Source organism: Micromonospora sp. NPDC005707, assembly GCF_040631005.1.
Classification (GTDB): domain Bacteria; phylum Actinomycetota; class Actinomycetes; order Mycobacteriales; family Micromonosporaceae; genus Micromonospora.
In genome coordinates, this window is sequence record NZ_JBEXYR010000031.1 from 1 (window position 1) to 13,192 (window position 13,192).

Genomic DNA, 13,192 nt, shown 5'->3' on the forward strand with positions numbered 1-13,192 from the left:
GCTGTCGATGTACTTCTCGAACGGCTGGGCCAAGGTCGAGCTGGGTCTGGCCCTTGAGGCGGCGGCCCAGCTCACGGGCGATCTCCCGGTTGGCGTCCCGCTCGGCGAGCGCCTGGCGCTTGTCGTACGACCGGCGGCCCCGGGCCAGACCCAGCTCGACCTTGGCCCAGCCGTTGGAGAAGTACATCGACAGCGGCACCAGGGTGATCCCGCCGTCGCGCAGCTTCTCCAGGATCCGGGCGATCTCGACGCGGTTCAGCAGCAGCTTCCGGGTGCGCCGGGGCTGGTGGTTGGTCCAGGTGCCGAAGCCGTACTCGGCGATGTGCAGGCCGTACAGCATGATCTCGCCGTCGCGCTCCTGGGCGAACGCGTCGACCAGCGACACCCGCCCCTCGCGCAGCGACTTCACCTCGGTGCCGGCCAGCACGATCCCGGCCTCGTACGTCTTCAGGATCGTGTAGTCGTGCCGCGCCTTCTTGTTGGAGGCGACGAGCTTGCGCCCGGTCTCCCTGGTCACGCCCCACCTCCCGCCGGTCGACGCCGAGCAGGATACCCCGAGGTCACGCCTCGAAATTCCGGCCGGCCGCGGGTGTCGGGCCGGCGCGGCGCCCCGTAGCGTCGGGGAGATGGACCGACTCGGCGAGATCGCCTTCCGCCTGCCCCGCACGCCCGCCTCGCGGACCTTCCTCGACCAGGTCCGTACCCTGCTCGCCGACGTGCCGTACGCCGAGCCGGTCCGCGCGCACGGCGCCGTCGGCGGGCCGGTGGAGCGCCTGGTCCTGGCGCGTGGCGCAGCCGCACCGAGTGGCAGTTCGCGCTCTGGACCGATCTGACGCGGCCGGAGCTGGCGGAGCTGTTCCCCGAGCCCGAGGGGTTCACGTTTCCCGGGCTGGACGACATCTTCCGCGTGGTGCCGGTCCGCCACCCGTCGTGGCCGGAACTGGGGATCCGGTTCGACCTGTGCTACCGGGTGGCGGGCGGCCCGTCGGACTGGGAGACCGGGGAGTGGTTGGTCACCGCCGGCGGCCGCATCGGCTGAGTCCGCTCGTCGGGACGCGCCGCGGCGGCGCGGCGGAGGTGACCGTCGAGGTCGGCGAGCCAGCTGTCGACCTCCACCAGGGCCAGCACCTCCGGCCGGTCCTCGCCGTCGCGCATCAGCCCGTGCACCTGCCGCGCGACGTCCCCGGCGGGGGACGCCGGCGCGGGCGGCCGGTCGACCCGGCCGCGCGTCACCTGGCGGCCGAGGTCGGCGTAGCCGTCGCGCAGCCGGCCGGCCCGCGCGACCAGCGCGGCGGCCGGGCCGGGCCACGGGGCCAGCACGCCGGGCCGGCGGTCGGCGAGCAGCGCCTGCCCGCCGTAGCCGGCGCGGTGCGCGGCCGCCAGCACCGCGTCCCAGTCGATGTGCGACAGCCGGGGGTCGTGGCGCTCCCCGTGGTACTGGACGACGGACGCGGTGGCCAGCGCCTCCGCGCGGTGGGCCGCCGCGAGCGCGGCGCGCGCGTCCGCGCCACCCGCGAACGCCTCGACGATCCGCTCGGCGGCCCGCCCGCTCGCCGCCAGGTAGGCGCCGACGTTGCGGCGCAGCTCGCTGCCGATGCCGCGCGGCCAGAGCAGCAGGCCGGCGAGGACGCCCACCACGGCGCCGATCGCCACGTCCACCACCCGGGCACCGGCCAGTTGCCAGGACGCTGGGTTGAGCTGGGCGAACACGACGATGAGCAGCAGGGTGAGCAGCGCCTGCGCCCAGCCCAGGCCGAGCAGCGGGCCGACGCCGAAGGCCAGCACGAGCGCGAGCGGCAGCAGGGCGGCGTACGCCTGGCGTTCGGGAGACACGAGCAGGAGCACGCCGCCCGCGGCGCCCCCGGCGAGGGTGCCGACCAGCGCCGGGCGCAGCGTGGTCCGGGTGTCCGACGCGGAGGCCCGCATCAGGCTGAGCGTCGCCAGGAGCACCCAGAACCCGTGCTGCAGGTTGACCACCCCGGCGATGACCCGCGCGGCGGTCAGGGCCACGGCGAGCCGGACCGCTCCCTCCAGGTACACCGACCGCGGGGTGAGGTGGGCGCGGAACTGCCGCCGGTACAGCGACCACGTGCTGCGCCGCGCGTACCAGAACCGGTCCGCACCCGGCTCGGGTGGCCGCGCGGCGCGGCGACCGCGCGGACCGGTGGCGATCGCGATGGCCGTCGCGTACGTGCCGATCTGGTCGGCGAGCGTCCGTATCGCCGCGTCCACGCGCAGCCGGGCCGGGCCGGCGGCCCGCCACGACGGCGGCAGCGGTCTGGCCGGCTCCGGCCCGTCGGCGGTCGGCGTGCCCGGTCGGCGAACCGCGATCCCGGCGGAGCGCCGGAGCGAGGCCGCGCACCGCCGGAGCGCCCCCGCCAGGTCGGCGTCCCCGCTGCCCGCGACGTCCGGCCGGGAAGCGAGGGAATCGGCGACCGCGAGCACCTCCTTTGCGGCGGCGGCCGCGTCCCGCCAGGCCCGGTCGCGGCGGCCGGCCGAGGTGGGGCGTGCCGTCACCGGCAGCTGGGGCATCCGCACCTGGGCGAGCAGCTCGGCGGCCCGGGCGTGCCGGCGCGCCGCCTCCGCCGCGGCGCCCGGGCGCGCGACCAGCACGTCCGCCAGCGTGTCGAGGAGGTCCGCGAGCCCGCCCGCGGCCGTGGCGAGGCGCTGCGGGAAGGAGACCGGCGCCGGGTCGGGCCACAGCGTCACCTCGGCGAGCGCGACCAGGGCGACGCCCAGGGTGACGCCGGCCAGCCGGGCCGGGAGGGTGTCCGGCTGGTACGGCGGGAAGCAGGCCAGGATGTAGAACAGCTGGAGCGCGTTGGCCAGCCCGACCAGGCGTGGCCCGCCGACGCCCGCGAAGGCCACGGCGAATCCGATGACGAGCATCCCGGCCGACGCGGCGGCGGTGCTGACCGCCAGCACCGTGCCGATCGCCACGAGCGCCCAGGCCACCGGTACGGCCGCCAGCAGGGTGCGCGCCCGCACGGCGGCCGGCCCGGGGAGCTGGGCGAAGCTGCCCGTGGCGACCGTGCCGAACAGCGCGTACGTGGCGAGGGTGACGTTGCCCAGGACGTAGCGGCAGCCGTAGAAGGTGAGGGAGGCGACGACGGTCAGCCGGGCCGCTCGACGGATGAGGTGGTAGCCCGGGTCGCGCCGGCGCAGCCGGTCCCGCAGCTCCTCGCCGGGCCGTCGACGCATGGCCACACCGCTCCCCATCAGGTCTCCCGGGGGCGGGCCGTCTGCTTCCGGGACTCTATCCGGTCGGCGCCGGTGGCGTTTCCCGGTTGGGCCGAAGGGGCGTGTCCGCGATCGGGATGCCGCCCGGTTCCGGCGCGCCTAGGCTGCCCGGTAGGCGAGACGGGGGAGCGGCGGATGACGCGGGTGGCAATGCTCGGGCTCGGCGGCATGGGTGCGCCGATGGCGGCGAATCTCGTCCGCGCCGGGTTGACGACGGTGGTGTGGAACCGGCACCCGGAGGCGGCCCGCGCGCTCGGCGACCGGGGCGCGGAGGTCGCCGGGGACCCGGCCGAGGCGGTACGCGGGGCCGACGTGGCGGTGACCATGGTGACCGACGCGGACGCGGTGCGGGCGATCGCCGTCGACCAGGGAATGCTGGCCGCGCTGCCCGAGGGGGCGGTCTGGGCGCAGATGAGCACCATCGGGGTGACCGAGACCGGGCGCCTGGCCGAGCTGGTCGCCGACCGGCGCCCCGGGGTGACCCTGGTGGACGCGCCGGTGGCCGGGAGCCGGGGTCCGGCCGAACAGGGTCGCCTCGTCGTCTTCGCGTCCGGGCCGGAGCAGGTGCGGGACCGGGTGGCGCCGGTCTTCGACGCGGTCGGGCAGCGGACCGTCTGGGTGGGGCCGGTCGGCGCCGGGTCGCGGCTGAAACTGGTCAACAACCTGCTGCTCGCCTTCGTGAACGAAGGGCTCGCGGCGGCGGTCGCCCTCGGCGATGCGCTGGGCCTGGACCGCGGCACCGTGCAGGGGGCCCTGCGGGGCAGCCCGCTGGTGTCACCCTGGGCGGCCGACAAGCTGGACCGGATCGCCGGTGACGACTACACGACGCAGTACTCGCTGGCCCTGGCCCTCAAGGACGTGGACCTCGCGTTGCGTGAGGTGCCCGCCGGCCGGTTCCCGGCCGCCGAGGCCCTGGCCGGCGAGTGGCGGCACGCGGTCGAGCAGGGTCTCGGCGACGACGACCTCACGGTGGTGACGCGGGCCCTCGCCCGCTGACCCGCCGCCGCCGTCCGGGATCAGGACACGGGTTGCGCGGCCTCGGCGGGCGACGACGGGCGGGCGGGCCGCCCCGCCGTGGCGGCGGCCCAGCCGGTGGTGATCAGGAGGAGGGCCGCCGCGTAGGTGGTCATGACGAGGAGGTCCCGGCCGGGGAAGTCGCTGCCCGCCGCGCCCACCCCGATCAGCAGGTCGGAGACGAGGAACAGCGCCCCGCCGGCCGCCGTGCGCCGGGACACCCCGGTCGCGGCGGCGGCCATCAGGGACAGCGCCAGGCTGTAGCCGAGCACCGGCAGCCGCAGCGGGCCCAGCGCGCCCCAGAGCAGGGCGTTCGCGCCGGCCCAGGCGACCAGGTAGCCGGCCACCGCCGCCAGCGGCGGCCGGCGGTGGCGCAGGAAGGCGCTGAGGAAGGCGACCTGGGTGACCAGGAAGCACCCCATGCCGGCCAGGAACGCGGCGTCTCCCGGCACGAGCAGGGCCACGTCCCCGGCGGTGGCGGCCACCAGGCCCACGGCCACCGGGTCTACCCGGCGTCGCCGGTCCCAGAGGTACGCGAGCAGCAGCGGCGCCAGCAGCGGCTTGGCCAGCCACTGCGCCGGTGTCGAGTCGAGCGCGACCCCGACCAGCTCGACCAGGGCGGCGACGCCGAACAGGACCAGCCAGGGGCGCCTCACCGGGCCGGCTGCCAGCCGGGCCGGCCGAAGAGGTACCCGAGCCGGTGCCGCCACGAGGTGGCGTGCCGGACGTCGGACCAGATCGCGGCGAACTCGTGGGTGGCCACCCGCAGCGGGTTGTAGGTCTGGATGTTCTTCGTGAGCCCGTACCGGGCCGGGGCCCGCTCCGGCTCGAAGGAGCCGAAGAGCCGGTCCCAGACGATGAGGATGCCGCCGTAGTTGCGGTCCAGGTACTCGGCGTTCGAGCCGTGGTGCACCCGGTGGTGCGAGGGCGTGTTGAAGATGAGCTCGATGGGCCGGGGCAGCACACCCACCCGCTCCGTGTGCAGGAAGAACTGGTAGAGCAGGCTGATCGACTGCTGCAGGAAGATCATCCACGGGGGGATGCCGAGCAGCGCCAGGGGCAGCCAGAACGGCAGCGAGGTCATCGGCGTCCAGCTCTGCCGCAGCGCGGTCGAGAGGTTGTAGTAGACGCTGGAGTGGTGCACCACGTGGCTGGCCCACAGCACGCGGACCTCGTGGTGCAGCCGGTGGAACCAGTAGTAGGCGACGTCGTCGGCGAAGAAGACGATCACCCAGGTCCACCAGTCGCCGGGGGAGAGGTGCACCGGCGCGACCATCCACAGCGCGGCGTAGATGCCGACGGTGAGCAGCTTCCAGGGGAAGCCGATGATCTGGCTGCCGAGCCCCATGGAGAGGCTGGTGGTGGTGTCGCGAACCTCGTAGCCGCGTTCGGAGTCGTCGGGGAGGAACCGGTAGGAGACCGCCTCGATGATGATGAGCAGCAGGAACGCCGGGACGGCGTAGAGCACGGCGGGGATCATGCTCGGGCTTCCCTTCGGGTGGCGGGGGTGGCGGGGGTGGTGACCGGGGCGGTCAGCAGGGTCCGGGCGTGCCGGGCGGCTGCCGTGCCCTGGCCGGCCGCGATCGCGGCGGCGAGCCGGCGGTGGCCGGCGACGTCGAGCAGCTCGGCGGCCCGGGCGTCCGGGGGGACGTCGCCCACGGCGAAGGTGCCGGCCACCAGGCTGTTGAACGCCAGCAGGTAGGCGGTGTTGCCGCTGCCCCGGACGATCAGCCACCAGATCGCGATGTTGGCCTCGTTCATCCGGTCCAGGTCGGGGGCGAGCGAGCCGTACTCCTCGGCGGCCCGGACCAGCGCCTCGGTGACCTCGGGGTCGCCGCGCTCCGCGCAGAGCCGGGCCGCGTCGATCCCGACGCAGGCCCGCATCTCCAGCATGTCGCGGACCAGCGTCTCGACCGGGAGTACGTCACCAGAGCGGGCCAGCGACAGCGCCAGGTCCAGCCCGGCGTGCACCCGCCAGTCGAGCACCCGGGTGGCGCCGCCCTGGCTGACCCGGACCAGGCCGAGTTGCTGGAGCCGGCGCAGCGCCTCGCGGACGGCGTGCCGGTTCACGGCGAACGCGGCGGCCAGCTCCCGCTCGCCCGGCAGGGTCTCCTCCGGCCGGTAGCGGCCGCTGACGATCGCGTCGCGGAGCTGGCCGAAGACGTGGTCGGAGACCGAGGTGCGGGGGACGGGGGCGAAGGCCATGCGCAGCAGTGTGGCCCCGCACACATCAACCCGTCAACTGGTTGGACCAGATCCGATCGGCCACCCTCCGGTGGCCGCGCGCGCACGCCTCGTATCCTTTCCGCCGGAAGCCCGCGAAGTGGAAGGGAGTCGGTGTGAGCGACCAGGTCGAGACGTTGGAGTTCCAGGCCGAGGCCCGTCAGCTGCTCCAGCTGATGGTGCACTCGATCTACTCCAACAAGGACGTCTTCCTGCGCGAACTGATCTCGAACGCCTCCGACGCGCTGGACAAGGTGCGCCTGGAGTCGCTGGTCGACAAGGACCTCCAGGTCGACACCACCGACCTGCACATCGAGGTCGAGGTCGACAGGGAGGCCCGCACGCTGACCGTGCGGGATAACGGGATCGGCATGTCCCGCGACGAGGTGGTCGGGCTGATCGGCACCATCGCCAAGTCCGGCACCGCCGAGCTGCTGCGTACGCTGCGCGAGTCGAAGGACGCCGCGGCCTCGCAGGAGCTGATCGGGCAGTTCGGCGTCGGCTTCTACGCCACCTTCATGGTCGCCGACCGGGTGACCCTGCTGACCCGCCGCGCCGGGCAGGCCGGCGGCACCCGCTGGGAGTCCACCGGCGAGGGCACCTACTCGGTCCAGGCCGTCGACGACGCCCCGCAGGGCACCTCGGTGACGCTGCACCTCAAGCCGGCCGACGACGAGGACAACCTGCACGACTACACGGCCGAGTGGACCATCCGCGAGATCGTCAAGCGCTACTCGGACTTCATCGCCTGGCCGATCCGGATGACCGTGGAGAAGCCCGGCGAGGACGGCTCCACCACCCGCGAGGAGCAGACGCTCAACTCGATGAAGGCGCTCTGGGCGCGCGCGAAGGACGAGGTCGACGAGGCCGAGTACAAGGAGTTCTACCGCCACGTCGCACACGACTGGGCCGACCCTCTCGAAACCATCCACATGCGCGGCGAGGGCACCTTCGAGTACGAGGCGCTGCTCTTCCTGCCGTCGCACGCCCCGCTCGACCTGTTCTCCCCGCAGGGCCGCCGGGGCGTGCAGCTCTACGTCAAGCGCGTGTTCATCATGGACGACTGCGACGCGCTGATGCCCAACTACCTGCGCTTCGTCAAGGGCGTGGTGGACGCCCACGACCTGTCGCTGAACATCTCCCGGGAGATCCTCCAGCAGGACCGGCAGATCAGCGCCGTGCGCCGCCGCCTGGTCAAGAAGGTCCTCGCCACGCTCAAGGGCCTCTCCGCCGAGGCGTACCGCACCTTCTGGGGCGAGTTCGGCGCGGTGGTCAAGGAGGGCCTGCTGGAGGACCCGGACAACACCGAGGCACTGCTGGACCTGGTCCGGGCGGCCAGCACCCACGACCCGGCCGAGCTGACCACGCTGCGCGAGTACGTCGAGCGGATGAAGGACGGCCAGACCGAGATCTACTACGCCACCGGCGAGAACCGGGCCACCATCGAGAACTCCCCGCACCTGGAGGCGTTCCGCGCCAAGGGCTACGAGGTGCTCATCCTCACCGACCCGGTCGACGAGGTGTGGGTCGAGCGGGTCGGCGCGTACGACGGGAAGACCCTGCGCTCGGTCGCCAAGGGTCAGGTGGACCTGGAGACCGACGAGGAGAAGGAGCGGGCCGAGGCCGAGCGGCAGGAGTACGCCGACCTGCTCACCTGGATGAGCGGCGCGCTCGCCGACAGCGTCAAGGAGGTCCGGCTCTCCACCCGGCTCACCACCTCCCCGGCCTGCGTGGTGGGCGACGCGCACGACATGACGCCCACGCTGGAGAAGATGTACCGGGCCATGGGGCAGGAGGTGCCCCAGGTCAAGCGGATCCTGGAGCTGAACCCGACCCACCCGCTCGTCACCGGGCTGCGCAAGGCGCACGAGCAGGGCGGCGACGGCACCGCGCTGACCGAGACCGCCGAGCTGCTGTACGGCATGGCGCTGCTCGCCGAGGGCGGGGAACTGGCCGACCCGGCCCGGTTCACCCGGATCCTCGCCGACCGCCTCGCCCGCAACCTCTAGGCCGAGCCGCCCGCCGGCCGAGGCGTTGGTGCCCCGGCCGGCGGGCCCTCGGTCACGGCAGGGCCGGGTAGAGGGCGGCGACGCCGCCGGAGAGGCCGGCGAGGACCTGGCGGGAGGTCTCGTCGGCGACGATCTCGTACCGGTCGGCCTCGATCCCGTCGACGGCGAGCCGGGCGATCTCGGCCGGGTCGGACTTCGGCCCGGTGACGTGCGCCGCCATGTCGGTGTCCATGTAGCCGACGTGCAGGCCGGCCACACGGACGCCCCGGTCGGCGAGCTGCGCGCGGAGCGCGTTGGTCATCGACCACTCGGCGGCCTTGGCCGCCCCGTAGGCGCCCACCTGCGGGAACGTGATCCAGGACAGGGCCGAGAGGATGTTCAGCACCGTCCCGCCGCCGTTGGCCGCGATCCTCGGCGCGAAGGCCCGCACCACGGACAGCGTGCCGAGGTAGTGGGTCTCCAGCTCCCGGCGGATCTCCGCCAGGTCGCCGTCGAGCAGGTCGGCCCCGGTGCTCACGCCGGCGTTGTTGACCAGCAGGGTGACGTCGCCGGCCAGCTCCGCGGCGGCGGCCACGGAGGCCGGGTCGGTGATGTCGAGCCGCACCGGGGTGGCGCCCGGCAGGTCGACGCTCTCGGGGTTGCGGGCGCCGGCGTAGACGGTGGCGCCCCGGGCCAGCAGTTCGGCGGCCAGGTGCCGGCCGAAGCCGCGGTTGGCCCCGGTGACCAGGGCGGTGCTTCCAGCGATCTTCATGGGTGCTCCAGAGGGTGGGAAGGGTGGGTCGTCAGGACGGCAGCAGGCCCGGCCCGGGCAGCAGGTCCACCTGGTCGGCCGGCACGTCGTGGCCGGCCGCGCAGCGCAGCGCCACGTGCACCGACGCGCCGCAGTCGTGGTGGGCCAGCCGGACCGACGGCTCCTCGACGGCGTACGTGTCGCCCCACTCGCGCAGGGCGGCGAGCACGGGCAGCAGGTCCCGGCCCTTGTCGGTGAGCACGTACTCGGCGCGGGTGCGCTGCCCGGGCTCCCGGTAGGGCCGCCGGTCGAGCAGCCCGTCGGCGACGAGCTGCTTGAGCCGGGCGGCGGCCACCGGCTCGCTCACGCCGACCCGGCGGGCGAACTCGTCGAAGCGCCGGGTGCCGAACGACGCCTCGCGCAGCAGGAGCAGCGTGGTGCGGTTGCCGACCACGTCGAGCGCGCCGGCGATCGAGCAGTTGGCGGTGGACCAGGAGTCGCGCCGCGCGAGGAAGTCCGTCATGGGGCCGACGCTACCCGGCTGACTTAGGAAACCAAAAGCCAGCTATCTCACGTCAGGCCCGGGAATATCCGCCCTCAGAGCTGGCCGGCGTAGAAGCCGTGCCGGGCGAGCGGCTCGACGATCTCCCGCTCCTCGTACGACAGGTGCGACAGCAGGGTGTCGGTGAGCAGGTCCACGGCGGCCTGGAGCTCGGTGAAGTCGCCCGGCTCGCGGATCAGGTCCACCAGCGCCCGGTCCACGCTCTCCACCACCCCGTGGATCACCACGTGCTCCTCCTCGAGGCGGTCCAGCACCGCCGCCAGCCCCACGTCGGCGCGGCGCAGATGCGGGAAGATCGAGTTGTCCTCCAGGCCGTGGTGCTGGGTGACCACCGTGCAGTACGCCGCGCAGTAGGCGCCGAGCGTCCAGTTGTTCTGCCGCATGGTCATCTCGTTCAGCACGGCCCGGGCCGCGCCCGGGGCGACCGCGCCGCGCCTGACCTGCTCCAGCAGGTCCCGCACCTGCCCGAGCTCCTGGCGCAGGTGGTCGTGCACGTCCACGAGGTGCTGCCCGGCGGCCTGCCCGCGAGGCGTGTAGACGTGCCCGGCCGGTGCCGGTGGCGCCGCGGGTCGGGTCGACTCGTCCCAGGGCTGGCGCGCGCTCAGCCGTACCCCCGGATCGGGGGTGGGGGTGACCGCGAGCGCGGTCGACCCGCCGGCCTCGACGGCGGCCTGCTGCTCCTCCACTGCGCGGGCGCGGCTGCCCGGCGTGGTGCGTTCGGCGGCGACCAGCTCGCGGACCGCCGGCGCCACCTCCTGGGCGAAGAGCTGGACGGCGCGCGGCTCGTCGCTGCCCAGGATGAACGTGGCGACGCCGTGGTCCAGGGCGAGCCCGGCCAGCTCCTCCACCCACTGCTCCGGCGGGCCGTCCAGGAAGCCGCCCGACGACCGCGAGAAGGTGCCGGTGACGTTGAGCAGCCGGCGCACCGCGCCGGGATCCCGTCCGGCCTCGGCGGCGGCCTCGTCGATCACCGCGTTCAGCGCCGGCAGCTCGGCCGGCCCCTTCGGCAGGTACGCGAGCGACGGCAGCCAGCCGTCCGCCGCGCGACCGACCAGCCGCAGCATCCGCGGCTTGTACGCGCCGACCCAGACCCGCACCGGGTGGGCCGGCGCCGGCCCGCGCTTGGCCCCGACCACCCGGTAGTGCTCGCCCTCGACCCGGACCATGCCGCGCCGTTCGGTGTCCCAGACCTCGCGGATCACCCGGATCGCCTCGTCGAGGGCGTCCACGGCCGCGCCGGGGGAGAGCCGGCGCCCGCCGACCGCCTCGATCGCCTCCCAGAAGGCCCCGGCGCCGAGGCCCAGCTCGACCCGGCCGCCGGTGAGCAGGTCCAGGCTGGCCACGCTGCGGGCCAGCACCACGGGCTGGCGCAGCGGCAGGTTGAGCACGTTGCCGGCGAGGGTGATGCGGCTGGTGGCCGCGGCCACGAAGGACATGAGCGTCCAGGTGTCCAGGAACCCGGGCTGGTAGGGATGGTCCTGGAAGGTCACCAGGTCCAGGCCTACCTGCTCGCAGAGCTTGGCCCGCGCGACCACCTGCTCGGGCCGCCCGGCGCTGGGGGTGAGGAAGCCGCCGAAGGTCAGCTCGTGTCCGTGATCGCTCATGCCTCGCCGCCTCGTGCCGATCTTGCGCGAACCTGCCCACGGTAGCCTCCCGCGTCGCGCGGCGGGCCGGGAACCCGCCGCCGAGGATCCGCGCCGCGCCACTCGCCACGGTGGACCCGGCACCCGCCGGCCGTCCTCTTCGGCCGGTGCCTGGAAACGCCGCTGTGAGCTGCGAAAACACGCCAACCGTCAGATCGCTACGACAGATTCGACGGTTCCGCAAGCCGGGAGACGGGGTCGTCGCTCGGCCGGGTGAAGAACTTCACAAGAAGTGGGCGTTCGGGACAAACCGTTCCTAACGTCGGATCCGTTCGCGATCGCGGACACCACGGGCCGGCAACGCCTAATCCCGCCGCCGGCCCGGCGGTCCTGGACCTTTGGCGGGAGCGGGGGACCCACATGTTCCTCGGTGCACGACACCTCGGGGTGAAGCCGCCTGCGGCGGCCGGGCTCCTCGGCCCGAACCCGACAGCTCACCTCGTCGGCGTGGAGGAAAACCACATGGCAACTGATCACGTCGCCCGTCACCGACGGACCGCGCAGCGTCGCACCGCCGTCGGGGCGCTCGTCGTCGGCGCGGCCACCGGCGCCGCCGCCCTTCTCGGCCCGGCCGCCCCGGCCAGCGCCGCCGGCGTCAACTGGGACGCCGTCGCCCAGTGCGAGTCCGGCGGCAACTGGCACATCAACACCGGCAACGGCTACTACGGCGGGCTCCAGTTCTCCCGGAGCACCTGGAACGGCTACGGCGGCAAGAAGTACGCGAGCCGGGCCGACCTGGCCAGCCGCGGCGAGCAGATCGCCATCGCCGAGAAGGTCCTCGACGGGCAGGGCATCGGCGCCTGGCCGGTCTGCGGCAAGAAGGGCGGCTCCACCAAGCGGTACGCCGCCAAGGACTCGGGCTCGGCGAAGTCCACGAAGAAGGCCACGAGGAAGACCACCTCGGCCACGAAGAAGGCCACCTCGCAGCGGTCGTACCGCGGTGAGCGGCGGACCGCGCCGAGCACCGGCGGCGCCGGCGCCTACCTGGTCCGGCCGGGGGACACCCTCTCCGAGATCGCCGACGCGAAGAACGTCGCCGGTGGTTGGCACGCCCTCTACGCGCGCAACAAGGGCGTGGTCGGCGACAACCCGGGCCTCATCTTCCCGGGCCAGCGGCTTCGCCTGCGCTGACGCCACACCGGTGCGCCGCACCACGAACGCCCGGCCGGGGTTCCCGGCCGGGCGTTCGGCGTCGGGGCCGGTTGCTATCGTCACGGTGCTCGGAAAGACGTGAAGAAAGCGCGGATATGACCAACGATTCGTTCTCCGCGGCCGCGAGCCTCGACGAGCTGCTGACCAGGACGCAGCAGGCGCTGTCCGCGATGCGCTCCCGGGCCGGCGACCACGCCGACGACGCGCCGGCCCAGCTGCTCCGGGCCGAGGGCGGCGCGGCCGACGGCCGGGTCCGTGCCGTCGCCGTCCAGGGTGGCCGGCTGGAGTCCGTCACCGTCGACCCGGAGCTGGCCGGCGAACCCCTGGACGCCCTGTGCGGGCACGTCGTGACGGCCGTGAACGCCGCGCTCACCGAGCTGGAGGCCCGGGTCAGCGCCTCCGCCCAGGCGGACGTGGACGCCCTCGCCGCCCGGCTCGGCGGCCTGCCCGAGCAGTCCGCCCGGGACATGGAGCGGTTCGGCCGGGCGATGGAGGGCGTCGCGGCCCGGATCCGCCGCGACGACGCCGCCGGTTCCCGCGCGGCCCACCCGGCCTGACCGCGGGCCGGAATCCGAACCGGCCACGAGCCACGGAGACGACGAAGCGGCCGGCCGTCGGG

General features: G+C 74.2%; 13 protein-coding genes and 1 riboswitch. Of the genes, 5 read left to right on the forward strand and 8 right to left on the reverse strand.

Annotated elements, in window-relative coordinates:
• The coding region (gene smpB, locus ABZ452_RS31910; RefSeq protein WP_357951018.1) for an SsrA-binding protein SmpB at nt 1-517 on the reverse strand (517 nt) is incomplete at its 3' end.
• Nucleotides 518-626: 109 nt separating this feature from the next.
• Here smpB and ABZ452_RS31915 point away from each other — a divergent pair.
• Nucleotides 627-833 (forward strand): hypothetical protein, encoded by a 207-nt coding sequence (locus ABZ452_RS31915; RefSeq protein ID WP_357951020.1) that lies wholly within the window; start codon nt 627-629, stop codon nt 831-833.
• Nucleotides 834-963: 130 nt separating this feature from the next.
• Here ABZ452_RS31915 and ABZ452_RS31920 read toward each other — a convergent pair whose 3' ends face one another.
• Nucleotides 964-3,201 (reverse strand): FUSC family protein, encoded by a 2,238-nt coding sequence (locus ABZ452_RS31920; RefSeq protein WP_357951023.1) that lies wholly within the window; start codon nt 3,199-3,201, stop codon nt 964-966.
• Nucleotides 3,202-3,375: 174 nt separating this feature from the next.
• Between ABZ452_RS31920 and ABZ452_RS31925 the strand changes: the two genes are divergently transcribed.
• Nucleotides 3,376-4,236, forward strand: coding sequence for an NAD(P)-dependent oxidoreductase (locus ABZ452_RS31925; RefSeq protein ID WP_357951026.1), 861 nt, complete (start codon nt 3,376-3,378; stop codon nt 4,234-4,236).
• A 20-nt stretch (nt 4,237-4,256) separates the two neighbouring features.
• On the opposite strand, the gene ABZ452_RS31930 is transcribed toward ABZ452_RS31925, so the two are convergent.
• The 3 genes from ABZ452_RS31930 to ABZ452_RS31940 are packed head-to-tail and all read right to left on the reverse strand — an operon-like array spanning nt 4,257 to nt 6,459.
• On the reverse strand, nt 4,257-4,910 hold the full coding sequence (locus tag ABZ452_RS31930) for a lysoplasmalogenase (RefSeq protein ID WP_357951029.1): 654 nt from the start codon (nt 4,908-4,910) through the stop codon (nt 4,257-4,259).
• On the reverse strand, nt 4,907-5,734 hold the full coding sequence (locus ABZ452_RS31935; RefSeq protein ID WP_357951032.1) for a sterol desaturase family protein: 828 nt from the start codon (nt 5,732-5,734) through the stop codon (nt 4,907-4,909). Before ABZ452_RS31935 ends, ABZ452_RS31930 begins: the two co-directional genes overlap by 4 nt.
• The gene (locus ABZ452_RS31940; protein ID WP_357951035.1) at nt 5,731-6,459 is read right to left on the reverse strand and encodes a GntR family transcriptional regulator; all 729 of its coding nucleotides are present in this window, start codon (nt 6,457-6,459) and stop codon (nt 5,731-5,733) included. Before ABZ452_RS31940 ends, ABZ452_RS31935 begins: the two co-directional genes overlap by 4 nt.
• A 134-nt stretch (nt 6,460-6,593) precedes the next feature.
• Here ABZ452_RS31940 and htpG point away from each other — a divergent pair, with 134 nt between their 5' ends.
• On the forward strand, nt 6,594-8,486 hold the full coding sequence (htpG, locus tag ABZ452_RS31945; RefSeq protein WP_357951038.1) for a molecular chaperone HtpG: 1,893 nt from the start codon (nt 6,594-6,596) through the stop codon (nt 8,484-8,486).
• 52 nt (nt 8,487-8,538) lie between these two features.
• On the opposite strand, the gene ABZ452_RS31950 is transcribed toward htpG, so the two are convergent.
• From ABZ452_RS31950 to ABZ452_RS31960, 3 genes are all read right to left on the reverse strand, one after another.
• Nucleotides 8,539-9,237, reverse strand: a complete 699-nt coding sequence (locus ABZ452_RS31950) for an SDR family oxidoreductase (protein ID WP_357951041.1) — start codon at nt 9,235-9,237, stop codon at nt 8,539-8,541.
• Nucleotides 9,238-9,268: 31 nt separating this feature from the next.
• Nucleotides 9,269-9,739 (reverse strand): helix-turn-helix domain-containing protein, encoded by a 471-nt coding sequence (locus ABZ452_RS31955; RefSeq protein ID WP_357951044.1) that lies wholly within the window; start codon nt 9,737-9,739, stop codon nt 9,269-9,271.
• A gap of 74 nt (nt 9,740-9,813) precedes the next feature.
• Nucleotides 9,814-11,382, reverse strand: a complete 1,569-nt coding sequence (locus ABZ452_RS31960; RefSeq protein ID WP_357951048.1) for an LLM class flavin-dependent oxidoreductase — start codon at nt 11,380-11,382, stop codon at nt 9,814-9,816.
• 330 nt (nt 11,383-11,712) lie between these two features.
• Nucleotides 11,713-11,884, forward strand: a riboswitch (cyclic di-AMP (ydaO/yuaA leader).
• Between ABZ452_RS31960 and ABZ452_RS31965 the strand changes: the two genes are divergently transcribed.
• The gene (locus tag ABZ452_RS31965; protein ID WP_357951051.1) at nt 11,884-12,552 is read left to right on the forward strand and encodes a transglycosylase family protein; all 669 of its coding nucleotides are present in this window, start codon (nt 11,884-11,886) and stop codon (nt 12,550-12,552) included. Its footprint overlaps the riboswitch before it by 1 nt.
• 116 nt (nt 12,553-12,668) lie before the next feature.
• The gene (locus ABZ452_RS31970) at nt 12,669-13,130 is read left to right on the forward strand and encodes a YbaB/EbfC family nucleoid-associated protein (RefSeq protein ID WP_357951053.1); all 462 of its coding nucleotides are present in this window, start codon (nt 12,669-12,671) and stop codon (nt 13,128-13,130) included.
• Nucleotides 13,131-13,192: the final 62 nt, after the last annotated feature.